This window comes from Limnohabitans planktonicus II-D5, assembly GCF_001270065.2.
GTDB lineage: Bacteria > Pseudomonadota > Gammaproteobacteria > Burkholderiales > Burkholderiaceae_C > Limnohabitans_A > Limnohabitans_A planktonicus.
Genome location: NZ_LFYT02000005.1, coordinates 75,703 through 99,582, shown reverse-complemented (window position 1 = coordinate 99,582; position 23,880 = coordinate 75,703). Strand labels below are relative to the sequence as shown.

General features: G+C 58.6%; 21 protein-coding genes, 1 tRNA gene and 1 pseudogene. 13 read left to right on the top strand and 10 right to left on the bottom strand.

Annotation, left to right across the window (positions count from 1 at the left end; translation table 11 throughout):
- Nucleotides 1–18 precede the first annotated feature (18 nt).
- Nucleotides 19–1,107 (bottom strand): ferrochelatase, encoded by a 1,089-nt coding sequence (gene hemH / locus H663_RS26175; protein ID WP_053171477.1) that lies wholly within the window; start codon nt 1,105–1,107, stop codon nt 19–21.
- A 19-nt stretch (nt 1,108–1,126) separates the two neighbouring features.
- On the opposite strand from hemH, the gene H663_RS26170 reads away from it, so the two are divergent.
- The 3 genes from H663_RS26170 (at nt 1,127) to H663_RS26160 (ending at nt 3,609) form a co-directional block, all read left to right on the top strand.
- A complete protein-coding gene (locus H663_RS26170) occupies nt 1,127–1,834 on the top strand; it encodes an HAD family hydrolase (protein WP_053170025.1) in 708 nt (235 codons plus the stop codon).
- Between the two features lie 455 nt (nt 1,835–2,289).
- Nucleotides 2,290–2,940 carry a glutathione S-transferase family protein gene (locus tag H663_RS26165; protein ID WP_053170023.1) on the top strand — a complete coding sequence of 217 codons (651 nt, stop codon included), beginning with the start codon at nt 2,290–2,292 and terminating at the stop codon, nt 2,938–2,940.
- Between the two features lie 75 nt (nt 2,941–3,015).
- Entirely contained in the window at nt 3,016–3,609 is a 594-nt protein-coding gene (locus tag H663_RS26160) for a nitroreductase family protein (RefSeq protein WP_053170021.1), read from the top strand.
- Nucleotides 3,610–3,648: 39 nt separating this feature from the next.
- Here the strand turns inward: H663_RS26160 and H663_RS26155 are convergent, their stop codons facing one another.
- From H663_RS26155 to H663_RS26130, 6 genes are all read right to left on the bottom strand, one after another.
- The gene (locus H663_RS26155; RefSeq protein WP_053170019.1) at nt 3,649–5,622 is read right to left on the bottom strand and encodes a S9 family peptidase; all 1,974 of its coding nucleotides are present in this window, start codon (nt 5,620–5,622) and stop codon (nt 3,649–3,651) included.
- Complete coding sequence (locus H663_RS26150; protein ID WP_133239971.1) at nt 5,619–5,933, bottom strand: hypothetical protein; 315 nt, start codon at nt 5,931–5,933, stop codon at nt 5,619–5,621. The genes H663_RS26155 and H663_RS26150 overlap by 4 nt, the downstream gene beginning before the upstream one ends.
- Before the next feature lie 3 nt (nt 5,934–5,936).
- Nucleotides 5,937–6,722, bottom strand: a complete 786-nt coding sequence (locus tag H663_RS26145; protein WP_133239970.1) for a hypothetical protein — start codon at nt 6,720–6,722, stop codon at nt 5,937–5,939.
- A 20-nt stretch (nt 6,723–6,742) separates the two neighbouring features.
- A complete protein-coding gene (locus H663_RS26140) occupies nt 6,743–7,651 on the bottom strand; it encodes a serine hydrolase domain-containing protein (RefSeq protein ID WP_240620422.1) in 909 nt (302 codons plus the stop codon).
- A 200-nt stretch (nt 7,652–7,851) separates the two neighbouring features.
- Nucleotides 7,852–8,082, bottom strand: a complete 231-nt coding sequence (locus H663_RS26135; protein WP_053170011.1) for a helix-turn-helix domain-containing protein — start codon at nt 8,080–8,082, stop codon at nt 7,852–7,854.
- Nucleotides 8,082–8,648, bottom strand: coding sequence for a hypothetical protein (locus H663_RS26130; protein WP_053170009.1), 567 nt, complete (start codon nt 8,646–8,648; stop codon nt 8,082–8,084). Before H663_RS26130 ends, H663_RS26135 begins: the two co-directional genes overlap by 1 nt.
- 333 nt (nt 8,649–8,981) lie before the next feature.
- On the opposite strand from H663_RS26130, the gene H663_RS26125 reads away from it, so the two are divergent.
- The gene (locus tag H663_RS26125; protein ID WP_053170007.1) at nt 8,982–9,242 is read left to right on the top strand and encodes a helix-turn-helix transcriptional regulator; all 261 of its coding nucleotides are present in this window, start codon (nt 8,982–8,984) and stop codon (nt 9,240–9,242) included.
- A 94-nt stretch (nt 9,243–9,336) separates the two neighbouring features.
- Here H663_RS26125 and H663_RS26120 read toward each other — a convergent pair.
- Nucleotides 9,337–9,529, bottom strand: a pseudogene (locus tag H663_RS26120) (transposase zinc-binding domain-containing protein); the annotation flags it as partial.
- A 500-nt stretch (nt 9,530–10,029) separates the two neighbouring features.
- On the opposite strand from H663_RS26120, the gene H663_RS26115 reads away from it, so the two are divergent.
- The gene (locus H663_RS26115; protein WP_053170005.1) at nt 10,030–10,791 is read left to right on the top strand and encodes a sulfite exporter TauE/SafE family protein; all 762 of its coding nucleotides are present in this window, start codon (nt 10,030–10,032) and stop codon (nt 10,789–10,791) included.
- Nucleotides 10,792–11,029: 238 nt separating this feature from the next.
- Nucleotides 11,030–11,230, top strand: a complete 201-nt coding sequence (locus H663_RS26110) for a helix-turn-helix domain-containing protein (protein WP_240620395.1) — start codon at nt 11,030–11,032, stop codon at nt 11,228–11,230.
- 46 nt (nt 11,231–11,276) lie between these two features.
- On the opposite strand, the gene hpnD is transcribed toward H663_RS26110, so the two are convergent.
- Together hpnD and H663_RS26100 are read right to left on the bottom strand one after the other, a co-directional pair.
- Entirely contained in the window at nt 11,277–12,116 is an 840-nt protein-coding gene (hpnD, locus tag H663_RS26105) for a presqualene diphosphate synthase HpnD (protein ID WP_053170003.1), read from the bottom strand.
- Nucleotides 12,117–12,130: 14 nt separating this feature from the next.
- Nucleotides 12,131–13,159 carry a squalene/phytoene synthase family protein gene (locus H663_RS26100; protein WP_053170001.1) on the bottom strand — a complete coding sequence of 343 codons (1,029 nt, stop codon included), beginning with the start codon at nt 13,157–13,159 and terminating at the stop codon, nt 12,131–12,133.
- An 85-nt stretch (nt 13,160–13,244) separates the two neighbouring features.
- On the opposite strand from H663_RS26100, the gene H663_RS26095 reads away from it, so the two are divergent.
- The 7 genes from H663_RS26095 (at nt 13,245) to lon (ending at nt 23,834) form a co-directional block, all read left to right on the top strand.
- A complete protein-coding gene (locus H663_RS26095; RefSeq protein WP_053171474.1) occupies nt 13,245–14,411 on the top strand; it encodes an efflux RND transporter periplasmic adaptor subunit in 1,167 nt (388 codons plus the stop codon).
- Nucleotides 14,412–14,416: 5 nt separating this feature from the next.
- Nucleotides 14,417–17,590, top strand: coding sequence for an efflux RND transporter permease subunit (locus H663_RS26090; protein WP_053171471.1), 3,174 nt, complete (start codon nt 14,417–14,419; stop codon nt 17,588–17,590).
- A 151-nt stretch (nt 17,591–17,741) separates the two neighbouring features.
- Nucleotides 17,742–17,828: transfer RNA gene (locus tag H663_RS26085), tRNA-Leu, on the top strand.
- A 64-nt stretch (nt 17,829–17,892) separates the two neighbouring features.
- Entirely contained in the window at nt 17,893–19,206 is a 1,314-nt protein-coding gene (tig, locus tag H663_RS26080; protein ID WP_053169999.1) for a trigger factor, read from the top strand.
- Between the two features lie 123 nt (nt 19,207–19,329).
- Nucleotides 19,330–19,938 (top strand): ATP-dependent Clp endopeptidase proteolytic subunit ClpP, encoded by a 609-nt coding sequence (clpP, locus tag H663_RS26075; RefSeq protein ID WP_053171468.1) that lies wholly within the window; start codon nt 19,330–19,332, stop codon nt 19,936–19,938.
- A gap of 107 nt (nt 19,939–20,045) precedes the next feature.
- Nucleotides 20,046–21,311 carry an ATP-dependent Clp protease ATP-binding subunit ClpX gene (gene clpX / locus H663_RS26070; RefSeq protein WP_053169997.1) on the top strand — a complete coding sequence of 422 codons (1,266 nt, stop codon included), beginning with the start codon at nt 20,046–20,048 and terminating at the stop codon, nt 21,309–21,311.
- A gap of 102 nt (nt 21,312–21,413) precedes the next feature.
- Nucleotides 21,414–23,834 carry an endopeptidase La gene (gene lon, locus H663_RS26065; RefSeq protein ID WP_053169995.1) on the top strand — a complete coding sequence of 807 codons (2,421 nt, stop codon included), beginning with the start codon at nt 21,414–21,416 and terminating at the stop codon, nt 23,832–23,834.
- Nucleotides 23,835–23,880 lie beyond the last annotated feature (46 nt).

Genomic DNA, 23,880 nt, shown 5'->3' with positions numbered 1-23,880 from the left:
CTGATGGTCAATTCAGAGTCAGATTTTCGCCCCATGGGCCATAGCCCTTTCCCGACTCGACGCCAGCGCCTTTGCATCCGGCGCTGACAAGTCCCACCCCTGCATATGCCCCAGGCTGATGTCGGCCAGCGCCTCGATCCACTGCGCATGGTTGTTCAGGCAGGGGATGTAGCTGAAGCTTTCGCCGCCTGCGTGTAAGAAAGCCTCTTGCGCTTCTTGCTGGATTTCTTCCAGCGTTTCCAGGCAGTCGCTGGTAAAGCCAGGGCAGATCACGTCCACCTTTTTCACGCCTTGCTGCGCCATGGCGATCAGCGTGGGTTCGGTGTAGGGCTCCAGCCATTTGGCTTTTCCAAAGCGCGACTGAAAGGTGAGTTTGTATTGGTCTTTGGACAGGCCCAGCGCTTCGGCCAGCAGGCGGCCGGTTTTCATGCATTCGCAGTGGTAGGGGTCGCCCAGCTGCAAGGTGCGCTCGGGCACCCCGTGAAAGCTCATGACCAGTTGCTCGGCCTGGCCCTTGGCCGCCCAGTGTTCACGCACCGTCTGCGCCAGCGCGGCGATGTAGCGCGGGTCGTCGTGGTAGCGGTTGACAAAGCGCATCTCTGGGATGAGCCGCGTTTTGAGGCCCCATCGGTAGACCGCGTCGAACACGCTTGCCGTGGTGGTGCCGCTGTATTGCGGGTAGGCGGGCACGATCAGCACGCGCTGCACGCCTTCGGCTTTGAGGGCGTTCAGCTGCTCGGGGATCGACGGCTGACCATAGCGCATGGCGTAGCGCACGCTGACCTTATGGCCGCGTTCTTGCAAGGCGGTGCCCAGCGACTGGGCTTGTTGTTGGGTGAAGACTTTGAGAGGCGATCCGCCCTCGGTCCAGATGCTGGCGTATTTGGCGGCAGATTTGGCTGGGCGCACGCGCAAGATGATGCCGTGCAAGATCAGCCACCAGATGGGTTTTGGAATTTCGACCACACGGCTGTCGCCCAAAAACTCGGCCAAGTATTTGCGCAGGGCGGGGGCCGTGGGCGAACTGGGCGTGCCCAGGTTGCAATACAGGATGGCCGTGCGGGCAGCCTGACCATGCTGGAAGGAGGGTTCTTGTTGAAATGCCATGCGGTATTCTCCCACCACCATGATTGACATTTCCCAAATCAAAGCCATTTCCCTCGATCTGGACGACACTTTATGGCCCGTCTGGCCCACCATTCACCGGGCTGAGGCCGTGTTGACCGCATGGCTGACCGTGCATGCGCCCAGCACGGCGGCTCTGTCGGCCGATGCCGAACTCAAAAAAGCCGTGCGCGCCGAGATCAACGCCCGTCATGCCGACCGGGCGCATGACTTGTCGTTTTTGCGTTTGCAGTCGATTCGCGCCTTGTTGCAGCAAGCCGGTGACCCGGTGCACCTGGCCGAGCCTGCTTTTGAGGCCTTTTTTGCCGAGCGGCAGCGGGTGGATTTGTTTGACGATGCGCTGCCTGCTTTGCGATTTTGGAGCCAGCGTTACCCGGTGGTGGCGCTGACCAATGGCAACGCCGATGTGCACCGCGTGGGCATTGGCCAACATTTTCACGCCAGCGTGAGCGCCAAATCTCTGGGCGTGGCCAAGCCGGACTTGCGCATTTTTCTGGCCGGCGCAGAGGCCGCAGGCGTTGCGCCGCACGAGGTGCTGCACATTGGCGACGACGCGCACGCCGACTGCGTGGGCGCATTGGCCGCTGGCATGCAGGTCGCCTGGCTCAACCGCGAAGGCCACGAATGGCTCGGCAGCGACACTCGCCCGCATCTGGAAGTGCGAGACTTGCACACCTTGTGTGCCTGCTGGCCCGAATATGTACTGTAGGTCGGTGGTCGAAGACGACCGATGAGGGAAGGCCTGTTGTCGGTGGTCAAAGACGACCGATGAGGGAATGTGTGTTGTAGGTCGGTGGTCGAAGACTCCGACGGATGTGCGCATACCGGCAGGGCCTGAATGAGGCATGTGGGTGAGCATGCCAGCGTCGGACTCTTCGAGTACCGACCTACGAGGGAAAGCCCGTTGTCGGCGGTCGAGGGCGACCGATGAGGAAAGGCCTGTTGTCGGTGGTCAAAGTCGACCGATGAGGGAATGTGTGTTGTAGGTCGGTGGTCGAAGACTCCGACGGATGTGCGCATACCGGCAGGGCCTGAACGAGGCATAGGGGCAAGCTTGCCAGCGTCGGACTCTTCGAGTACCGACCTACGAGGGAAGGCCTGTTGTGGGTCGGGGGCTTCAGCCCCGACATGGAATTGGCAAGATATGACGATCAGGAGACCGAGATGACATTGAAGATTTACGGCATTGGCGCATCCCGCGCCGCACGCCCGCTGTGGGCCGCTCTGGAACTGGGTGTGCCGTTTGAGCACATCGCTACGCCTTACCAGGGCGGTGCCACGCGCACGCTCGAGTTTTTGGCCATCAACCCGAACGGGCACATTCCGGCTGTGGTGGATGAGCGCCCCGAAGGCGCTGTCACCGTGTGGGAAAGCATGGCCTGCGCCCTGTACATCGCCCGTGTGCACGGCAAGGCTGACGGCCAAACGATCACGCCCGCCACGCCCCGCGAAGAAGCCGAAGCTCTGCGCTGGAGCTTTTGGGCTGTGTCTGAGCTGGAAAGTGACGCCCTCACCGTGCTCATGCACCGCATGGCCATGCCCGCCGATCAGCGCAAACCCGAGTTGGCCGATCGCGCGGAAAGCCGACTGAAAGTGCCGTTGACCGTGCTGGAAAAACACCTTCAGGCCCAAAACGCCAAAGGCGAAGCCTTTCTTGCCGCCAATCGTTTCACCGTGGCCGACTTGTGCGTGGCCAGTGTGGCCAGCTGGGTGCGTCCAGCCGGTGACTTGCTGGCGCAGTACCCGGCCGTTTCCGCCTGGCTGCATGCCTGTGTGGAGCGCCCCGCCCACAAGCAAGCCCGTGCGCTGAAGTGAAGGGCGATGTGCGGGTGTATCGAAAATACCTTATGAAACGATGGACCTGGCACAAGCCGCAAGTTGGGATGCCCCATGAGTGAAACCGAAAAACAAAGCGCCACACGGCTGGCCAGTCAATGGATCGCTTCGCGCCAGACCGTGCTGCCCAAGCGGCTGGTCGCTCCGGGGCCGGATGCGGCCGAAATTGAACAGTTGTTCCAAGCTGCCGCTGCCGCACCCGACCACGACCTCATCAACCCCTGGCGGTTTTTGATCATTCCCGCGCACAAAAGGGCCCATCTGGGCGAGCTGTTTGCTGCGGCCTTGCTGGAGCGCGATGCCAGCGCCTCCAACGATCAGCTGGAGCAGGCACGCGACAAGGCCCTGCGGGCACCTTTGCTGATGCTCCTGATCGTGGACGAAGCCAAAGGCTCTGCCGACATCGACCTGCACGAGCGTGTGCTGAGCGCGGGTTGCGCCGTGCAAAACCTCATGCTGCTGGCGCATGCCATGGACTATGGCTCGGGCTTGACGAGTGGCAAGGCGCTCAAGGCAGATTCATTCAGAGCCGGTCTGGGGCTGGGTGCTTCAGAGCACGCCATTTGTTGCCTGAGCGTGGGCACAGTCAGCTCACGCAAACCCTTCAAGCCGCGCCCCGAGGTGCCGCAATTCACCCGCATCTGGTGAGCGTATGCGTGTGATGGCGAAGGGCAGGTGACAGGCTTGTCAAAACAACTTCGCCCCCAGCTCAAAAAAATCAAACCCCCCCGTGCGACCACCCAGGCAACTGGCCAGAAAATCTTCTGTTTTGCGGTAGGCGACCATGTTGTCCTGCCAGCGCTGAAAGCCATGTCCGGCTTTGTCGAACAAAGCCAGTTCAACCGGCTTGCCGTTCGCCCGCAGGGCCTCGGCCATTTGAAGTGACTGGCTGACTTTGACGCGAGGGTCGTGCACGCCGTGCATCAGCAAAATAGGTCCTTGCACGCGGTCGGCTTTGAACAGTGGCGAACGCTCTTGCATGGCGGCGCGTTGGGCGGGGTCGGCAGGGTTGCCCACGTAGCGAATCCAGTGGGGTTTGCCCAATTCCCAATAGGGTGGCGCATCGTTCAGCAGGGCGGCAATATCGGACATGCCCACCAGGCTGATGCTGCATTTGAACTTGCCCGGCGTGTGTGTCATGCCCACCAGGCTGGCGTAGCCGCCATAACTCCCGCCGCTGATGGCTACGCGCTGCGGGTCCACCACGCCTTGGGCCACCAGTGCATCGACGGCGTCGGTCAGGTCGCTGTGCATCTTGCCCGCAAACTCACCTTGAGCCGCGTTCATGAAGGCTTTGCCATAACCGCTGGAGCCTCGGTAGTTGACTTGCAGCACGGCATAACCCCTGTTGGTCAAAAAGGGCAGCATCGGGTCGTTGCTTTGGTGCAGATCACGAGCCCATGGCCCGCCATGCACATAGACCACCGTGGGGTAAGGTTTGGCCACACCCGGCGGCAAGCTCAGGTAGCCATGCAAATCAAGGCCATCACGGCTTTTGAAGGTGACGGGCTGTTGCGGTGCAAGGCGCGCAGTGGCGTTCATGCGGCTGCTGCCCAGTTGGGCCAGCACCTCAAAAGTCTGCGTTTGCAGGTCGTACAGCACATGTTCTCCGCCGTTGTGGCGGGACACGGTGGCGCTCATCCAGCGCTCGTCGTCGCTCAGGTTGTTGATGCTGATGCGGGCATCGCTTGCGCCCTTGAGCTTTTGCAGGGCTTGTGCAAGTGCGGGGTCAAAGGCCTGCCAGTGCTGGGTGTCGGGCTCGGACACCACTGCCACGGGGCGGTTTTGCAGGCGACTCCACCGGACACCCGCCAAGTCCACCCGGGCATCGGCGTGTTCGACGCGCTCGACACCATCGCTCAGCTTGATCTCGACCAGCGCCAGTTTGTCGCGCCCCCGGTTGGACAAGGCCCACCAGTGGCCGGGTGTGGCGCTGGGGGCCACAGGGCTAACAGTGTCGAAGTAGCTGACGCGAAAGTTGCTTGTCCAGGCTTGTTCAGGGTTGGGTCCCGGGGTTTCGATAACCCATTCTTCGCCTTCAAGCCGGGCGCGGCCCATCACCTCGCCGTCATCATTGACCAGCCATGAGCCCACATGGCCCGGGTTGGTGGCCAGCAAATTGAGTTTGCCTGTAGCCATGTTGTAGCGGTACACGTCGTTGAACTTGGGGTCACGCCGGTTGCTGGCAATGATCAGGTCGTTGCTCTGCGGCAAGGTGCGCAGAATGTAAGAGCGGGCCCCGGCAAACGGGGTCAGGTCTCGGGCAGCTTGCTTGGGTTGGTCGGTGTCGAGCATCCAGATGTGGGTGTTTTCGTCCCCGTGGGTGGACAAGTGCACCAGGATGTGACGGCTGTCGCGTGCCCAGACACCGCCCCATGGGACGTTGTAGCTGTTGACCTCACCTGTTTTCAGGTATTTGACAAATAGCCCTGGCCCCAGACCCAAGCGGGCCAGCCACATCAGGCGCTGTCCATCGGGCGAAATTTGATAAGCCCCGGAGCCGTTCCAATCGGCCACGAGATGACGCACGGGGATCAAGGCTGGTGCGGCGTCGGTGGAGGGTGAGGGCATGCTGGCGCAACCGGCCAGTGTGGCGATCAAGGCGGTCAGGCCCCAGCGTGTGAAGCGGTAAAAGGCGGTCTTTCTCGTGTTCCTGATCATGGTTTTTCCCCTGTTTGTTTTTGAAATTTTTCAAAATCTTTTTGCGCCTTCTGATCGCATTGGAAGCGCAAGGCACTGTCGGTTTGTTGTGCGCAAAGTCGTTTGCTTTGCTCTTTGTAGTTTTCGTGAACCAACATGCCCCCTACGGCTTGCAAACCCTGTTGGGTCTTGATACTGCAAGCGGGCAGCGTGCAAGCGATGCCGATAGCGATTGGCAGTTGAATGAGATGGGCATGGCGTTTTGGGCTCATGGAGGTCTGTAGCGGTGTTGCGTTGGGAAAATTTGCTGGGCTTGGCAATTCAATGGCCATGCGCTACGGTTGTTTGGGATTGGGTTGATATGCGGAATCAAAGTCCGCGCCTTCGTTCATCCGCTGAATCAAGTGCAGCAAGCCCTGGCTGCCCGCTTGGGCCAGCCAGGGGCGCACTTCGTGCCCGGCGGCGGCATACACGGGGCTGAGGGTGGGCTGGCCTTGGGCCACGCGTTCAAAGTTCTTGTCGTCACCAAAGCGGTGAACGCCAGCCAGCCATTGCTGCAAAGATTGATAGGTCAGCAACTCATCGCGTGTGGGCCGGGGAATGTGGGTGTTGATCAGAAATTGCCAGTGATTTTCTGAATGCTCGGGTGCTTCGCTGATGGTCACGGCCAGACCTTCGTCAAACCACGATGGCATGCGTTTCCACGCAAACAGGGTCAAACGTGTGCTCATTTCTGCATGTGACCATTCGTGCGCCAGAAAGTGCCAGTTCAAGCCACGCGGCGACAGCAAGATGCGTTGGCCAAAGACCCTGGCGACGGAACCTCGCCCGCCGAAGGCGGCATAGCATTTTTCGGTGACGCAGGCATGCACGGTGGGGCGTGCGCTGACGCTGCCGTAGGCCCTGCGGATGGCCGCTTCGGCGCGGTCCATGTCTGCGCGCAGTCGGTCCTGTGTGGCTTCATCGGTCCCGGCCTCGACATACAGATGGGGCGCAATGGGGATCAGGCCAAAACTTTCAGGGGCGAGCAATTTGCCGCTTTGCGCCACGCTGTGCAGCATGCCGCAACCACTCAAGAGTGCCAAGGTCAAAAGGAGTGTGAGGGTGCGCAGTCGGATCATGATGTCGTCTTTTCCAAAGCTCAAGAAACCATGTGGAAGTTGAATGCTTGGTGTTCGCCGGGCAGCACGTCTTGTGCGATGCGGGACGCCATGGCGATCCCTTGGTGGTGGTTGGTGAATGCAACCAAACCATTGCCAGACACCGGTGAGAACATGGCGAATGAACGAAATCCTGGGTTGTTGCCCCAGTGCCAAAGGTGAGGCCCGTTGTTGCTGCGCTCGATGCCCCAGCCATATCCCCATTCGAGGCCGAGTGATCGGTCAACCTTGACCGGTGATGACAAAGTCAGCGCGAGGAGTTTTTCCTGTCGCAAGACCGCACAAAGAAACTTGCCGTAATCCGGGGCCGTGGTGTACAGCGATGCGGCGGCCAGTGCGTGCTTGAACTTGCCTGGGCGTGGTGCCCATAGGCCTGGGATTGCGTCTGAGTGGACTTCGCTGTGGTGTTGTTCATGCCAGACCAAGCTGGAGTGATTCATGTCCAAGGGTGTGAAAACTTGCGAATCCATGAAGTCGCTGAAACTTTGTCCGCTGACGGCTTCCAGGACACCTTGCAAAAGCATGTAGCCCTCACCGGAATATTGCCAAAGTTGGCCGGGGGCAGGGCTTGGGTTCATGGCTTGGGCCGACCAATTGGGTAGGCCCGAAGTGTGGTTGAGCAGGGTTCCGAGCGGAATATTGGAAAGAGCGCGGGGCGGCATTACATCGTGAGGATCGTTGACGGTCCTTGCCAGAACTTTATGGAAATGTATGTAACCCTTGGGCAGGTAGTGCGAGACAGGTTTTGTCAAATCCAGCTTGCCCGCAAGTACCCATTGCAGTGCCGCATAGGCCGTGACAGGCTTGGTCAGAGATGCCGCCTGGAAAATGGCATCCGCAGTCAGCGGGTGTTTGTTGGAACACCCCGAAACCGTTTGGATTTGATCCATTTGACCGTTTTTGAGCGTCGCATAACTGGTTGAACAGATGCCAAGCTGCCTGGCCAGATCGGTGGGCGATGTGTTTTTGTGTTGGGAAAAGTCTGTCGCACATGAGCTGAGCAAGGGCGATAAACCGCACAAAAGCATGAGCTTGCGCCGGTAGCGCATGTCGTCATGGTTGTTCCAAATGGGAGGAGTCTGATGGTGGTTCATGGGGTGCTTGATTTCACTGGTGCTTCAGGTTCATGAACCAACAAATCCCCCGGTTGGCATTGCAAGACCTCGCAGATGCGCTCGAGCGTGTCAAATCGCACGCCTTTGACCTTGCCGGACTTGAGCAGGGAAATGTTGACTTCGGAGATACCGACGGCGGCGGCCAGATCGCGTGAGCGCATCTTGCGGCGGGCCAGCATCAGGTCGAGGTGGACGACGATGGGCATCAGACAAACGCCTTGTTTTCTTCAGCTATTTCCGACATCCAGGCCATGAGGTAGGACAGCATGAGCAGGACGCCGCAAATCAGTAAATCCATCAAATCATTGGGGTGGACTTCCCATTGCCAAAGTTGCAACTCAGGGGACAAGTGCAGGGTGTAGAGGTAACTCATGAATGGACGAATTGCCATGCCTAGTAAGGCGCTACAAAGTCCTGCCCATGCGCCACGTTGAAACCAAGAACTAGTGACTGGACCGATGCCCATGTCTTGCAAGAGCTGTCGGCTGGCTCGCCAAATGCAGATGACCGCCACAAACAGCAGCAACCAAATGATCAGGTTTAAGCTGACCACGCTCCAGACTTGCCAGGGGGCTGCGGTATTTAAGTCGCGGTGCCAGTAGTGGCCAAGCTGGTTTAGAAATCCTGCGCTGTCCCGCAGCGGCCGAATGATCAACCAGAACACCCACGCGGTGTAGATGCAAGCCACGATCCGCAAGGACCAAATGACTGTGATGACTTTACGCCGCAGATCGGCGTGGTGGGCCGAGGTGAGTGATGGGGGTAAGTTCATGCCATGCTTCCTTGTGAAAAGTGTGCATTGGAACTTAAAAATGAAATTTAGACAATAAAAAATTATTGTATTGCATTAAGTTTTTATCGAAATATAGATCAATAGACGAGGTGCAAAACCGCCCCAACGCCTGCATCTTCCACGCCACTGCCACAGCTTGCGCAGCGGCGTGAGCGCGGTGCTTGGCGTCCTTGAGTGATAGATTTATTTCCCGTACGGGTAATTATTGAGCCATGTTTGTTTGAAATTAAAAAAATTTCCCGATCAGGAAATACACCTTGCCCTGAAGTGATTTCTGGTAAAAAATTTCCTGAACGGTAAATTCAACAAGCCATGACCAGTATTCATTCACCCCAGCAATTGGGCGATGCCATCCGCACTGCCCGCAAGCAGCTCGCGCTCACGCAGCCGCAGTTGGCCCTGGCGGCAGGGGTGGGCGTGCGCTTTGTCGTGGAGCTGGAGGCAGGCAAGCCCTCGGTGCGACTGGCACTGGTGCTGCGCGTCATCGACGCATTGGGCGGCGAAATGGCCTTGAATGGTTTGCCCGGTGTCATGGCTGGAGCGCAACGCGAAGGACATGCCGATGGCGCATGAACTGGAGGTTTGGCTCTTTGCCGATCATGTGGGCACTCTGAGCTTGATAGAGGGTCGACTGAACTTTCGGTATGCCCCTGCTTGGTTAGCTCAGTAGGCGGGGGAAGACGTGGTAGGTGAGGTGCGCCGCAGTCTCTGCCATGCGCCTTGTGCTGCATGAAGGGGACACACCCCGGCCTTTGCAGGAGAAGGCCACCGAGAAGTCGTACCCGCAGTCGTTGCAGCGGGCACGCACGCACAAAACCACAGGCGAAGATGCCGCATAGCTGGTGCTTCTCGAAGGCTTGGACTAGACCCCAGTTCGCAGGCTTGTAATGCCCAAAACGTCTTGAACAGTTGTACTCACGCGGTCGGATTTGCTATTCGTCCTGGCAGCACACTCAAAGCAAGTCTTACCGAAAAACCTCGGTCAACTGGCCCAATGCAATCATCCAAGCAGAACATAATGTGAATTTTTATAAATTAAAATTAATATAAAAGTATGCAATAATTGTTTTGTGTTTGGACTTTTCCCGTGTAACTGCAGACTGCCCAGATACCCGCACACCCAAATCCCCTCAAGGATCGATCACGATGGAAGATTTTGACTGTTGTATGCCGCACGAAACAACGAGGGGCCCTCGTAATTGCATTGAACCAGAAGGAGTTATCCATTGATATTTTTAAAAAATTAAATTACATGAATGTTATCGTCACAATTAAATACAACTGGAATAAAAATGAATTTACAAAATAGATACCAAGGCATGGCTGAATTTTATGATATAAAAAATAATTAATTAATATTATGACAGATTACCATCAAATCATTTTATTTGCAGGCGGGTTGCTGGCTGGCGTGATTAATGTTGTAGCTGGCGGTGCCGGTTTTATGACTTTCCCGCTGCTGGTCGCTACAGGTCTGACAGAAATGGAGGCCAACGCTTGCAATTTTGTGGCACTTCTTCCCGCCAATATCGTCGGAGCCCTGGTTTATCGCAAAGAGTTATGGCAATTGCACCCGGGTTTGGTCCCGCGCTTAACCTTGGCCGCAGTGGGCGGGGTTGTCGGTTCGCTATTGTTCGTAAAGTTGGGAGCCGCTTCTTTTTTAAGCGCTATTCCATGGCTGCTGCTTTTTGCAACACTGTGCTTTACGTTCGGCCCGCGCCTCAAGAAAAAATTAGTAACTATTCCATCATTTGATCCTCGAAAATGGCTGGGGGTTTCTTTGCTGCTGGAGCTTTCGGTGTTTATTTATGGTGGATATTTTGGCTTGGGAATGGGTATCATATTGATGGCTATCTATGCTATTTTTAGTCCCATGAATATTCACCAAGCAAACGCACTTAGAAACACCAGTATTGCCATCATGACAGTTATTGGCGTTCTGGTATTCAGTCGCTCTGGTCTAGTACGCTGGGAACCAGCCCTGACCATGATGGCGGGCGCAGTGATAGGGGGTTATTGCACCGCCAAAATAGTGCGGAATCTACCCGGACATATTGTACGAATTGCCATCATTGGCTGGTCTTTTATTTTGACTGCGTATGCATTTTGGCATTACTGGTGAACTTCAATAGAAGTCTGATTCAAAAGCGAAGTGCAACACCTGAACCGTTGTCGAACTCGGGTGGCATAGTCGATTGATGGATTGATTTCCTGAACGGGAAATTAATCAGCCATATCCGTTTGAATTACAAAAAATTTTCCGTTCGGTAAATACATCTTGCTTTCACGTGAATTCAGGCAACAAATTACCTGAACGGGAAATTTTTCAAGTCATGACCAGCATTCATTCATCCCAGTAATTGGGCGCGGCCATTCGAACGGCCCGCAAGCAGTTGGCGCTAACGAGGCCGCAGTCGGCCATGGCGGCAGGGGTGGACGTGCGCTTTATTGTGGAGCTGGAGGCTGGCAAACCTACGGTGCGACTGGCACAAGTGCTGCGCGTCATTCAAGCGCTGGGTGGCGAAATCCGTATCCATGGCCTGCCAGAGGCTGGCGTCTGACGTTCTTGCTGAGACGTCTAAGGTGCATGCCCTTTGCGTTGAGGGTTCAAAACCGCCCCAGCGCCTGCATCTTCCAAGCCAGCCACAACTTGCGCAGCGGCGTCAGCGCAATGCGCTGGTGCAGCACCTGAAAGCCCGAGGCTTCGATTTCGCGCAGCAAGGTGCGGTAGATGCTGGCCATCATGAGGCCGGGTTTTTGGGCGCGGCGGTCGGCCGCAGGCAGCAGGGCCAGGGCTTCGTCGTACAGGGCGTGGGCGCGGTCGGTCTGGAACTTCATCAGTGCAGTGAAGTTGTCTGAATACGTGCGCTGCATCAGGTCTTGCGCTTTGACGCCAAAGCGTTGCTGTTCGTCCAGCGGCAGGTAGATGCGCCCGCGCATGGCGTCTTCGCCCACGTCGCGGATGATGTTGGTCATCTGAAAGGCCAGGCCCAGCTTGTGCGCGTACAGGGTGGTTGCCTCGTCCGTCTGGCCAAAGATGCGGGCGGCGACTTCGCCCACCACACCGGCCACCAGGTGGCAGTAGGTCGTGAGGCCCGCAAAGTCCAGATAACGGGTTTGGTTCAGGTCCATCTGGCAGCCGTCGATCACGGCCATCAGGTGGCGGCTTTCGATGCAGAAGGCAGGGGCCAGGGGCATGAGGGCGTGCATGACGGGGTGGCTGGGCTGGCCTGCGTAGGCTTGATGCACTTCTTTTTGCCACCAGGCGAGTTTGGTGGCGGCCACGCTGGGGTCTTTGATTTCATCGACCACGTCGTCCACTTCGCGGCAAAACGCATAAAAGGCGGTGATGGCCGCACGCCGCTCGGGGGGCAAAAACAAAAAGGCGTAATAGAAGCTGCTGCCCGAGGCGGCGGCTTTTTGCTGGACGTAGTCTTGCGGGCTCATGGGCTGGGATTGTCTCACTGGGAAAGGCGCTGAAATTCTCGGTCCAGGGCATGGGGTGAGGCCAGCCGCCACAGCAGTCGCCAGAGCAAGGCGCGCATTTCGTGGCGCGGCATTTTCACGCGCTGGGTCAGGGCTTGTGGGCCTGTCTGGCGCAGCAGGGCCACGGTGCGGGCGCCGATCAGGGCGGGCAAAGCGCTGGCCAGGCGCAGGCGGCGGCTGTTCAGGCACTGGCTGTAATGCAGGCCTTCGCTCAGCTGGGTGTGGGTTTGCTGCAGGTACTCACCCCACAAGGGGGCCAAAAGTTGCAGCGCAGCGGCATCACACGAGTGAGTGGCTTGCCTGAGCTGCTCGGGGCTCAGGCCCAGTGGGGTCAGGCGCGCCGCAGGCAAGTAGCAGCGGCCCGCGGCCAGGTCGGCCCCGGCGTCGCGCAGGATGTTGAGCCTTTGCAGGCCCATGCCATAGGCTCGGCCCGCCAGACGCATGGCGTCTGCGCTTTGGGTGGCAAAGCCGGGCAGGTGACGCTCGCACAGCTCGGTCCAGAACTCGCCCACGCAACCGGCCACGAGCCAGGTGTAGTCGTCCAGTTCAAATTCGGTCGCCAGGGCTGCAGGCCCTTGGCCAAAGCGCTGAACGTCCAGCACCTGCCCGCGTGTGATGTGCCCCAGCACCCAGCGCACGCTGGCCTGGTCGTCGGGGGCCAGGGCGTGCAGCAGGGGCAGGCAGTCGGGCAGGGCCTGCATCAGCGCCCGCTCATGCGGGTCGGTCTGGTGGCGGGCAAACTGGTTGAGCAGGCTCTGGAGTGCTTGCAGGGACCCTGCGGGTGATTGAATCTCTTGGGCCAGGCCAGACAGCAAAGCCAGGCGTTCGGCGGCAGGCTGGGCCGTGGTGTCGGCCACGGTGTCGGTGGCCCGGGCCAGCAGATAGCCCACTGCAATGGGGCCTTGCAGGGCGGGTGGCAACAGACGAATCGTCAGGTAAAACGAACGCGATACGCCGCGTAAAAGAGGCAGTTGCTTGCGGGTCAAAAGAGTGGAGGCTGGCATGTGTAGGCATATTGTCGCTTGACAAAATGCAGGGCTTTGCTTAAATTACTAACCAGTCAGTCATTAATTTTTGGGTGGTTTTTTCATGTTTCATTTCTCTTTGCCTCAAGGGGCCGGGCGTTGGGCGCTTCGCTTGAGTGTGGTTTCGGCGTTCACGGCGGTGGCTTTGTTGTCAGCCTGTTCGCGACAGGAGGCGGTTCAGGAGCCGGTTCGTTCGGTCAAACTGCTCACGGTGGGGAGCTCGGTGCTCCATGCACAGGGTGAATACGCCGCCGAAGTGCGTGCCCGGGTCGAGTCGCGTCTGGGTTTTCGGGTAGCCGGCAAGCTGGTGCAGCGCCAGGCTGAGGCGGGGCAGCGTGTTGGCGCAGGTCAGGTGCTGGCCCAAATAGATGCGCAGGATTACCAATTGGGGGCGCAAGCGGCCATGGCCGGTGTGACAGCCGCCCAGACCCAGCGCGACTTGGCGGCCGCCGAGTTCAAGCGTTTCGAGGCCTTGAAGGCGCAAAACTTCATCAGCGGCGTGGAGTTGGAGCGCCGCGAAGCCAGTCTGAAAGCGGCCGAAGCCACCTTGGCGCAGGTCAAGGCGCAGGCCCAGGCCCAAAGCAATCAGGCGGGCTATGCAAAGTTGCAAGCCACGGCTGCGGGGGTGATCACCGCTGTGGAGGTTGAAGTCGGCCAAGTGGTGTCGGCAGGGCAGCCGGTGGTGCGTCTGGCGCATGACGGCCCGCGCGATGCGGTGTTTGCCGTGTCGGAGCAGGCCATTTTGGCGATCAAGCCCGGACAAGCCATGCAGGCGGTCTGGCCGGGGACGGGCCAGGTGTTCAAAGGCCGGGTGCGCGAAGTAGGGGCTGGGGCCGATCCGGTGACCCGCACTTACACGGTCAAGCTGGCGCTGGATGCGGCGGATCGCCTGCCTTTGGGGGCCACGTTGACGGTGCTGGCGGCTGAAGAGGCACCCCGCACAGCCCAAGTCATCAAGCTGCCCACCAGCGCGCTTCGCCAAGAAGGGGCAGGCAGTGCGGTTTGGGTGCTGGACGAAGCGACCATGACGGTGCGTTTGCAGCCCGTGCAAGTGAGCACGGTCGATGGCAATGAGGTGGTGATCGCGTCGGGCCTGAGCGTGGGCCAAAAGGTGGTGAGTGCCGGGGTGCATGTCTTGTCGCCGGGGCAGAAGGTCTCGGTTTACAGCGCACCAGCACCAGTTCCGGCACCAGCACCCGTTACAGCGGCTTCTTCAGCAACCCAGCGGTGATGCCCATGCGTGACACCGAAAAAAAGAGTTTCAACCTCTCGCGCTGGGCGCTGGAGCACCCGGCCCTGACGCGCTACCTGATGGTGGCGCTCATGGTGCTCGGCATGGCGTCTTACTTTCAGCTGGGGCAGGACGAAGACCCGCCGTTCACCTTCCGGGCCATGGTGGTGCGCACCTATTGGCCCGGCGCCACGGCGCAGCAGGTGGCCGAGCAGGTGACCGACAAGCTTGAGCGCACGCTGCAAGAAGTGCCTTACGCGGACAAGATCCGCAGCTACTCCAAGCCGGGCGAGTCGCAGATCATTCTGGAGCTCAAGGATTACTCCAAGCCCGGTGAGGTGCCGCAGGTCTGGTACACCGTGCGCAAAAAGATCGGCGACATGCGCGCCAGCTTGCCGCAGGGCGTGGTGGGGCCGTTTTTCAACGATGAGTTTGGTGATGTGTATGGCGTGATCTACGCCCTGAGCGGCGACGGCTTCAGCGCCGCCGAGGTCAAGACGCACGCCGACCGCGTGCGCCAGACGCTGCTGCGCGTGCCCGATGTGGCCAAGGTCGAGCTTTTTGGCGTGCAGGACGAAAAGGTCTTCATCGACGTCTCGCAAAAGAAGATCGTCCAGATGGGTCTGGACATGGGTGCCGTGCTGGCGCAGCTGGGCCAGCAAAACGCGGTCGAGTCGGCAGGCACGATGCAGTCGCCCAACGACGTGGTGCAAGTGCGCGTGGGCGGCCAGTTCCAGAATCTGGATGAACTGCGGGCCATGCCCATACGTGGCGGCTCAGGCGCGCAGGTGCGACTGGGCGACATCGCCACGGTCAGCCGTGGGTATGTGGACCCGCCGTCCGTCAAGGTGCGCCATGACGGCGAAGAAGTCATTGCCCTGGGTGTGAGCATGGCCAAGGGCGGCGACATCATCGCTCTGGGGAAGGCGCTCAATGCCACAGTCAAGCAAATCGAGGCCAGTTTGCCCGTGGGCTTGGCGCTCAAGCAGGTGCAGGACCAGCCCGCAGCCGTGTCCAAATCGGTCAACGAGTTCATCAAGGTGCTGATCGAGGCAGTGGTGATTGTGTTGGCGGTGAGCTTTTTGGCGCTGGGTTTGCACAAGCGGCCCGGAAACAACCCCCTGTGGAAGCGCTGGACGCTGGACATCCGACCCGGTCTGGTGGTGGGCATCACCATTCCGCTGGTGTTGGCGGTGACCTTTTTGGCCATGAATTACTTTGGCATTGGCCTGCACAAAATTTCGCTGGGCTCGCTGATCATTGCGCTGGGCCTGCTGGTGGACGACGCCATCATCGCGGTCGAGATGATGGTGCGCAAGATGGAAGAGGGCTACGACAAGTTCCGCGCGGCCACCTTTGCCTATGAGCTGACGGCCATGCCCATGCTCACGGGCACGCTGATCACGGCGGCGGGCTTTTTACCCATCGGCATCGCCAAGTCGGTCACGGGTGAATACACCTTCGCCATCTTCGCGGTCACGGTGATTGCACTGATCGTGAGCTGGGTGGCCTCGGTCTACTTCGTGCCGTACCTGGGTGCGTGGCTGCTCAAGCCACCGGCGCACGCGGTGGTGGGCGAAGGGGGCGGCCACGGTCATGACAGCGCAGAGATGTTTGATACGCCGTTTTACCGCCAGTTCCGCCGCTGGGTGACTTGGTGCGTGACGCACCGCTGGAAGACCATCGGCATCACCATTGCCCTGTTTGTGCTGGGTATTGTGGGCATGGGCAAGGTGCAGCAGCAGTTCTTCCCCGATTCCAGCCGCCCTGAAATCCTGGTGGACCTGTGGCTGCCCGAGGGCGCGCCCTACAGTGCCAGCGAAGAGGTTGCCAAACGGGTCGAAAAACGCCTGGCGCAGGAAGATGGCGTGAGCTCGGTGACCACCTGGGTGGGCTCGGGCGTGCCGCGTTTTTACCTGCCGCTCGATCAGGTGTTCCCGCAGAGCAATGTGTCGCAGCTCATCGTGTTGCCGCGTGACTTGAAGGTGCGTGAAAGCCTGCGCGTCAAGCTCCCTGCCTTGCTGGCGCAGGAGTTTCCCGAGGTCCGTGGCCGCGTCAAGCTGCTGCCCAATGGCCCGCCTGTGCCGTACCCGGTGCAGTTCCGCGTGGTGGGCACCGAGCCTGTGGCCCTGCGCCAGAAGGCCGAAGAGGTCAAGGCTGCGATGCGGCTCAACGCCAGCACCCGTGGGGTGAACGACAACTGGAACGAATCGGTCAAGACCGTGCGCCTAGAGGTGGATCAGGCCAAGGCCCGCGCCTTGGGCGTGACCAGTCAGTCCATTGCGCAGTCCTCACGCACGCTCTTGTCGGGGGCACCTGTGGGCCAGTTCCGCGAAGGTGACAAGCTGATCGACATCGTGCTGCGTCAGCCTTTGAGCGAGCGCGATGCGTTGTCCGATCTGGGCCAGGCCTATGTGCCCACGGCGTCGGGCAAGTCGATTCCGCTCTTGCAAATCGTGCGTCCCGTCTTCGCCTGGGAGCCTGGGGTGATGTGGCGCGAAGGCCGCCAGTACGCGATCACCGTGCAGTCCGACCTCGCAGAAGGCGTGCAAGGTGCCACGGTGACGGCGCAGTTACAGCCCGAGCTGGACAAGTTGCAGGCCCAATGGGCGGCCAATGGTCAGACCGATTACCGCATCCAGGTGGCAGGCGCCGTGGAACAAAGCTCCAAAGGCTCGGCCTCGATTGCGGCGGGTGTGCCCATCATGCTGTTCATCACCTTCACGCTGCTGATGCTGCAGTTGCAAAGCTTCAGCCGCTCGGTGCTCGTGTTCCTGACAGGCCCCTTGGGCATGGCGGGGGTGGCGGCGGCCCTGCTGGCACTGAACCGGCCGTTCGGTTTTGTGGCTTTGCTGGGGGTGATTGCGCTCATGGGCATGATCCAGCGCAACTCGGTGATCCTGATTGACCAGATCGAGCAGGACCGTGCGGCAGGTGTGGAGCCCTGGCGGGCGATTGTCGAGTCTGCCGTGCGACGCTTGCGCCCCATCGTGCTGACAGCCGCCGCCGCCGTGCTGGCCATGATCCCGCTTTCGCGCAGCGTGTTTTGGGGGCCGATGGCCGTGGCCATCATGGGCGGTTTGATCGTGGCGACCGCCCTGACTTTGCTGGCGCTGCCGGCCATGTACGCGGCCTGGTTCCGCGTGCCACGCCCGACGGACGCTGCCCGGGCGGCTTGAAAAACAGCGTCGCAGCGGGGAAAACCAGCACCGCCCGGACCCGAAAACGGGGTCCGGAGCGGCTAAAATAGAAAATTGACCGATTTCAAGTGGGCGGTCAGGTCTGTGGATGGCACCCATCCCGGCCTGTTCGCCCTTTTTGTTTGGACCCGCGCGGGTGGCGAAATTGGTAGACGCACCAGGTTTAGGTCCTGACGGTGGCAACACTGTGCGGGTTCGAGTCCCGCCCCGCGCACCAGCTGACTTTTGGCCAAAGGGGCAACCTGGCGGCATGAGAGAAATTCATTTAACCGAGAACGACGATGACAGTGACTGTTGAAACCCTTGAAAAACTGGAACGCAAGATCACCCTGACTGTGCCCGTGACGGCCATCCAGTCCGAGGTCGATGCACGCCTGAAGAAAATGGCCCGCACGGTCAAGATGGACGGTTTCCGTCCCGGTAAAGTGCCCATGAACGTCGTGGCTCAGCGCTATGGCTACTCGGTTCAGTACGAAGTGCTGAACGACAAAGTGGGTGAGGCCTTTGCCGTGGCCGCCAATGAAGCGCAAGTGCGCGTGGCAGGTCAACCCCGCATTTCTGAAAAAGAAGGCGCGCCCGAAGGTGAACTGAACTTCGAAGCCATCTTCGAGGTCTATCCCGAAGTCAAGCTGGGCAACCTGGCCGACACCGAAGTCGAAAAATTGACCGCTGAAGTGTCTGACGCCGCCATCGACAAGACTTTGGACATCCTGCGCAAGCAGCGCCGCACCTTCGCGCAACGCGCCCAAGACGCCGCTGCACAAGACGGCGACCGTGCCACCATCGACTTCGAAGGCAAGATCGACGGTGAAGTGTTCGCTGGCGGCAAAGCCGAAGATTTCCAGTTCATCCTGGGCGACGGCCAGATGCTCAAAGAGTTTGAAGACGCCGTGCGCGGCATGAAAACCGGCGAAAGCAAAACTTTCCCCCTGGCTTTCCCTGCTGACTACCATGGTCAGGACGTGGCTGGCAAAACCGCTGACTTCCTGGTCACCGTCAAGAAACTTGAAGCGGCCAACCTGCCTGAAGTCAATGAAGCCCTGGCCAAGTCTTTGGGCATCGCCGACGCGACTGTCGAAGGTCTGCGCGCTGACATCCGCAAAAACCTCGAGCGTGAAGTCAAATTCCGCTTGCTGGCCCGCAACAAGCAAGCTGCCATGGACGCCTTGGTGGCCAAGGCCGAGCTGGACCTGCCCCAAGCCATCGTGCAAAACGAAATCGAACGCCTGAAAGAGGGCGCTCGTGCAGACCTGAAGCAACGCGGCATCAAGGACGCTGACAAGGCCCCGATCCCTGACGACATCTTCCGCCCTCAAGCCGAGCAGCGCGTGCGCTTGGGGCTTGTGGTGGCAGAAGTTGTGCGTGGCAACACCCTGCACGCCAAGGCCGAGCAGATCCAAGCCCACATCCAAGAGTTGGCATCCAGCTATGAGCATCCCGATGACGTGGTGCGCTGGTACAACAGCGATAACCAGCGCATGGCCGAAGTCGAAGCCGTGGTCATTGAGAGCAATGTGTCTGATTTCGTGCTGGGCCAGGCCAAGGTCACTGAAAAAGCCATTACTTTTGAAGAGCTGATGGGTCAGCAGGCCTGATGCGGCCTTTGAATCCTTGAAGAATGGGGCTTGTGCCGGGCTTGCAGTTCGGCAGACAAGCCCCATCTCTTTGGTGGGTTGAAAACTCGGGTTAAAGTCACCTGTGAAATTTTTGGAGAAATGATGAGCGCACTGGACATCACAAGTTTGGGCATGGTCCCCATGGTCATCGAGCAATCGGGCCGCGGCGAACGTGCTTACGACATCTATTCGCGTCTGCTCAAAGAGCGCGTGATCTTTCTGGTGGGCGAGGTCAATGACCACATGGCCAACCTGATCGTTGCGCAACTGCTGTTCCTGGAGAGTGAAAACCCTGAAAAGGACATCTCGCTGTACATCAATTCGCCTGGCGGCTCGGTGAGCGCTGGCATGGCGATTTACGACACCATGAACTTCATCAAACCCGATGTGTCCACGTTGTGCAACGGCATGGCCGCCAGCATGGGCGCATTCTTGCTGTCCTCGGGTGCCAAAGGCAAGCGTTTTTCACTGCCCAACTCCAAGATCATGATCCACCAGCCTCTGGGCGGTGCGCGTGGTCAGGCCACCGAAATCGAAATTGCTGCCCGCGAAATCGTCAAGACACGCGCACATTTGAACCGCATCCTGGCCGAAAACACGGGCCAGCCGCTGAGCAAAATTGAGATCGACACCGAGCGGGATTACTACCTGTCGGCGGACGAAGCCAAAGACTATGGTTTGATCGATCAGGTGATCGCCAAGCGGACTTGATGCAAGCCGGTTGACCCTGCCTCTTTTGGACGGCGTTTACCTGTGCAGGTGAGCGCCGTTTTTCTTTCGTTATCATTGACGAATTCCGGATACCAAGGCGACTTTTTATGGCCGACAAAAAAGGCTCCACTTCTGAAAAAAACCTGTACTGCTCCTTTTGCGGCAAAAGCCAGCACGAGGTCAAAAAGCTGATTGCAGGCCCGTCGGTCTTCATTTGCGATGAATGCATTGATTTGTGCAATGACATCGTGCGCGATGAATTGGCCACCACCTTGGTGGGTGAAGGCGCCAAGGACGGTTTGCCGACCCCGCTGGACATCAAAACCAACCTCGATAACTACGTGATTGGTCAGGAAAAGGCCAAGCGCAGCCTGGCGGTGGCGGTTTACAACCATTACAAGCGGCTCAAGCACAAAGAGAGTGCCAAGAAAGACGATGTTGAGTTGGCCAAGAGCAACATCTTGCTGATCGGCCCTACAGGCTCGGGCAAAACCCTGCTGGCGCAGACCATGGCGCGCATGCTGGATGTCCCCTTTGTGATGGCAGACGCCACCACCCTGACCGAAGCCGGTTATGTGGGTGAAGACGTCGAAAATATTGTTGCCAAGCTGTTGCAGACCTGCAATTACGATGTCGAACGCGCCCAGCGCGGCATCGTCTATATCGACGAAATCGACAAGATCACCCGCAAATCTGACAACCCCTCCATCACGCGCGACGTCTCGGGCGAGGGTGTCCAACAGGCTTTGCTCAAGCTGGTAGAGGGCACCATGGCCAGTGTGCCTCCGCAAGGCGGGCGCAAGCACCCGAACCAGGATTTCCTGCAAATTGACACGACCAACATCCTGTTCATCTGCGGTGGCGCGTTTGCCGGCCTTGAAAAAGTCATTGAAAACCGGACGGAAGCGGGCGGCATCGGTTTTGGTGCCACCGTCAAGAGCAAGAAGCAGCGTTCGCTGACCGATGTGTTCAACGAAGTTGAACCAGAAGACCTCATCAAGTTTGGCCTGATTCCCGAGCTGGTAGGCCGCTTGCCGGTGGTCGCCACTTTGGCCGAGCTGACCGAAGACGCGCTGGTGCAAATCCTGACCGAGCCCAAAAATGCCGTGGTCAAGCAGTTCACCAAATTGCTGTCCATGGAAGGCGTTGAGCTGGAGGTGCGACCCAGTGCGCTGACGGCCATTGCCCGCAAGGCCTTGGCCCGCAAGACCGGTGCCCGTGGTCTGCGCTCCATCATGGAGCAAGCGCTGATCGATACCATGTTTGAATTGCCCAATGCGGCCAATGTTGAAAAAGTCGTGGTGGACGAGTCCACCATTGACGACAACAAGGCACCGCTGCTGGTTTACCGCGAGTCGGCCAAACAGGCCTGACCCCCATGAATGCCACACCGCTCGCTATGACCCTGCTGTATGCTGGGTTGAATTCGCCGGTGCAGCATCCATGTGCAGCTGAATTGACCTGAGGGACACACCATGTCTGGACACACACCTTTACCGACCACCCCGATTGAACTGCCCATGTTGCCGCTGCGCGATGTGGTGGTGTTCCCTCACATGGTGATTCCGCTGTTTGTGGGACGCCCAAAGAGCATCAAGGCGCTCGAATCGGCCATGGCCACTGAGCGCCGCATCATGCTGGTGGCCCAGAAGACGGCCGCCAAAGACGAGCCCGATGCCTCAGACATGTTTGATGTAGGTTGCGTCTCAACCATTTTGCAAATGCTCAAGTTGCCCGACGGCACAGTGAAGGTGCTGGTCGAAGGCCAGCAGCGTGCCTTGGTTCAGCGCATTGTGGATGGCGAGGCTCACTTTGTGGCCACGGTGTCACCCGTGGACCCCGTCATGGAGCAGTCTGAGCCTGGGACCGAAATTGAAGCCCTGCGCCGCGCCGTGATGCAGCAGTTTGACCAATACGTCAAGCTCAACAAGAAAATTCCGCCTGAAATCCTGACCTCGATTTCCAGCATCGACGATGCCGGAAGACTGGCCGACACGATTGCTGCACATCTGCCGCTCAAGCTGGAAAACAAGCAGCAGGTTTTGGATCTGGCCAACATCAAGGCACGGCTAGAGAACCTGTTTGCCCAACTGGAGCATGAGGTCGATATCCTCAATGTGGACAAGCGCATCCGTGGCCGCGTCAAGCGTCAGATGGAAAAAAATCAGCGCGACTTCTACCTGAACGAACAGGTCAAAGCCATCCAGAAAGAGTTGGGGGATGGTGAAGAGGGCGCAGACATTGAGGAAATTGAAAAGAAGATCAAGGCAGCCAAGATGTCTGCTGAGGCTCGCAAAAAGGCCGATGGCGAACTGAAAAAACTCAAGCTCATGTCGCCCATGTCGGCGGAAGCCTCGGTGGTGCGCAATTACCTCGACGTGCTGACTGGTTTGCCCTGGAGCAAAAAAACCAAACTCAAACACGATCTGGGCAATGCAGAAGATGTGCTGAACCAGGATCACTTTGGTCTTGATAAAGTCAAAGACCGCATCCTGGAGTACCTCGCAGTACAGCAGCGCGTGGACAAGGTCAAGGCACCCATTCTGTGTTTGGTCGGGCCACCCGGCGTGGGCAAGACTTCGCTCGGGCAATCGATTGCCAAAGCCACAGGCCGCAAGTATGTGCGCATGGCATTGGGCGGCATGCGTGACGAAGCAGAAATCCGTGGGCACCGCCGTACTTACATTGGTGCTTTGCCAGGCAAGGTGTTGCAAAACCTGAACAAGGTCGGCACCAAGAATCCGCTCTTCCTGCTCGACGAGATCGACAAACTGGGCACCGATTTCAGGGGCGATCCTTCGAGCGCCTTGCTGGAGGTGCTCGATCCTGAGCAAAACCACACCTTTGGCGATCACTACGTTGAAGTTGATTTTGATCTGAGCGATGTGATGTTCGTGGCGACTTCGAACTCCATGAACATTCCTTCTGCCCTGTTGGACCGTATGGAAGTCATCCGCCTGTCGGGGTACACCGAAGACGAGAAAACCAGCATCGCCATGAAGTATTTGCTGCCCAAGCAAATGACCAACAATGGCGTGAAAGAGTCTGAGCTGAACGTGACAGAAGACGCTGTTCGTGACGTGGTTCGTTATTACACCCGCGAAGCCGGTGTGCGTTCGCTCGAACGCGAACTGGGCAAGATTTGCCGCAAAGTGGTCAAGGCTTTGCTGCTCAAGCAAATGAAGCCCCAAGTAGTGGTCAATGCGGACAACCTCAACGACTTTGTCGGCGTGCGCAAGTACACCTATGGCCGCGCTGAGCAGAAGAACCAGATCGGGCAGGTTGTCGGTCTGGCCTGGACCGAGGTGGGTGGCGATTTGTTGACCATTGAAGCGGCCCTCATGCCCGGTAAAGGGGTGATCACCCGCACCGGTTCGCTGGGTGATGTGATGAAAGAGTCCGTGGAGGCTGCCCGCACCGTGGTGCGCAGCCGTTCACGTCTATTGGGCATCAAGGATGATGTCTTTGAAAAGAAAGACCTGCACATCCATGTGCCCGATGGTGCAACACCCAAAGATGGTCCCAGTGCCGGGGCAGCCATGACCACGGCCATGGTGTCGGCCATGACAGGTATTCCGGTTCGTGCCGATGTGGCCATGACCGGTGAAATCACCCTGCGAGGTGAAGTCACGGCCATTGGCGGCTTGAAGGAAAAGTTGCTGGCGGCTTTGCGCGGAGGTATCAAGACCGTGATGATTCCTGCGGACAACGTCAAGGATTTGCAGGACATTCCCGAGAACGTCAAAAACGGCTTGGAAATTGTGCCTGTGAAGTGGATAGATCAGGTGTTGGAAGTCGCCCTGGAAGCCAAGCCTTTGCCGTTGAGCGAAGAAGAGGTGGCTGCAGTGGTGACAACGGTGCCCGCTGTAGCGCAACCCGAGACCATCAAACATTGATGAAAATTTCAGGGTCGACTTCGTTTGACCCGAAAATCTCGCTATA

Excerpts from the sequence above, each read along its gene's own strand:
- H663_RS26100 (WP_053170001.1), bottom strand. The coding sequence starts at position 13,159 with ATGCCAGCCTCCACTCTTTTGACCCGCAAGCAACTGCCTCTTTTACGC.
- clpP (WP_053171468.1), top strand. The coding sequence starts at position 19,330 with ATGAGCGCACTGGACATCACAAGTTTGGGCATGGTCCCCATGGTCATC.
- H663_RS26140 (WP_240620422.1), bottom strand. The coding sequence starts at position 7,651 with ATGGATCAAATCCAAACGGTTTCGGGGTGTTCCAACAAACACCCGCTG.
- H663_RS26170 (WP_053170025.1), top strand. The coding sequence starts at position 1,127 with ATGATTGACATTTCCCAAATCAAAGCCATTTCCCTCGATCTGGACGAC.
- H663_RS26115 (WP_053170005.1), top strand. The coding sequence starts at position 10,030 with ATGACAGATTACCATCAAATCATTTTATTTGCAGGCGGGTTGCTGGCT.
- hemH (WP_053171477.1), bottom strand. The coding sequence starts at position 1,107 with ATGGCATTTCAACAAGAACCCTCCTTCCAGCATGGTCAGGCTGCCCGC.
- H663_RS26135 (WP_053170011.1), bottom strand. The coding sequence starts at position 8,082 with ATGCCCATCGTCGTCCACCTCGACCTGATGCTGGCCCGCCGCAAGATG.
- tig (WP_053169999.1), top strand. The coding sequence starts at position 17,893 with ATGACAGTGACTGTTGAAACCCTTGAAAAACTGGAACGCAAGATCACC.
- H663_RS26090 (WP_053171471.1), top strand. The coding sequence starts at position 14,417 with ATGCGTGACACCGAAAAAAAGAGTTTCAACCTCTCGCGCTGGGCGCTG.
- H663_RS26155 (WP_053170019.1), bottom strand. The coding sequence starts at position 5,622 with ATGATCAGGAACACGAGAAAGACCGCCTTTTACCGCTTCACACGCTGG.
- H663_RS26125 (WP_053170007.1), top strand. The coding sequence starts at position 8,982 with ATGACCAGTATTCATTCACCCCAGCAATTGGGCGATGCCATCCGCACT.
- hpnD (WP_053170003.1), bottom strand. The coding sequence starts at position 12,116 with ATGAGCCCGCAAGACTACGTCCAGCAAAAAGCCGCCGCCTCGGGCAGC.
- H663_RS26130 (WP_053170009.1), bottom strand. The coding sequence starts at position 8,648 with ATGAACTTACCCCCATCACTCACCTCGGCCCACCACGCCGATCTGCGG.
- lon (WP_053169995.1), top strand. The coding sequence starts at position 21,414 with ATGTCTGGACACACACCTTTACCGACCACCCCGATTGAACTGCCCATG.
- H663_RS26150 (WP_133239971.1), bottom strand. The coding sequence starts at position 5,933 with ATGGCCATTGAATTGCCAAGCCCAGCAAATTTTCCCAACGCAACACCG.
- clpX (WP_053169997.1), top strand. The coding sequence starts at position 20,046 with ATGGCCGACAAAAAAGGCTCCACTTCTGAAAAAAACCTGTACTGCTCC.
- H663_RS26095 (WP_053171474.1), top strand. The coding sequence starts at position 13,245 with ATGTTTCATTTCTCTTTGCCTCAAGGGGCCGGGCGTTGGGCGCTTCGC.
- H663_RS26145 (WP_133239970.1), bottom strand. The coding sequence starts at position 6,722 with ATGATCCGACTGCGCACCCTCACACTCCTTTTGACCTTGGCACTCTTG.
- H663_RS26160 (WP_053170021.1), top strand. The coding sequence starts at position 3,016 with ATGAGTGAAACCGAAAAACAAAGCGCCACACGGCTGGCCAGTCAATGG.
- H663_RS26165 (WP_053170023.1), top strand. The coding sequence starts at position 2,290 with ATGACATTGAAGATTTACGGCATTGGCGCATCCCGCGCCGCACGCCCG.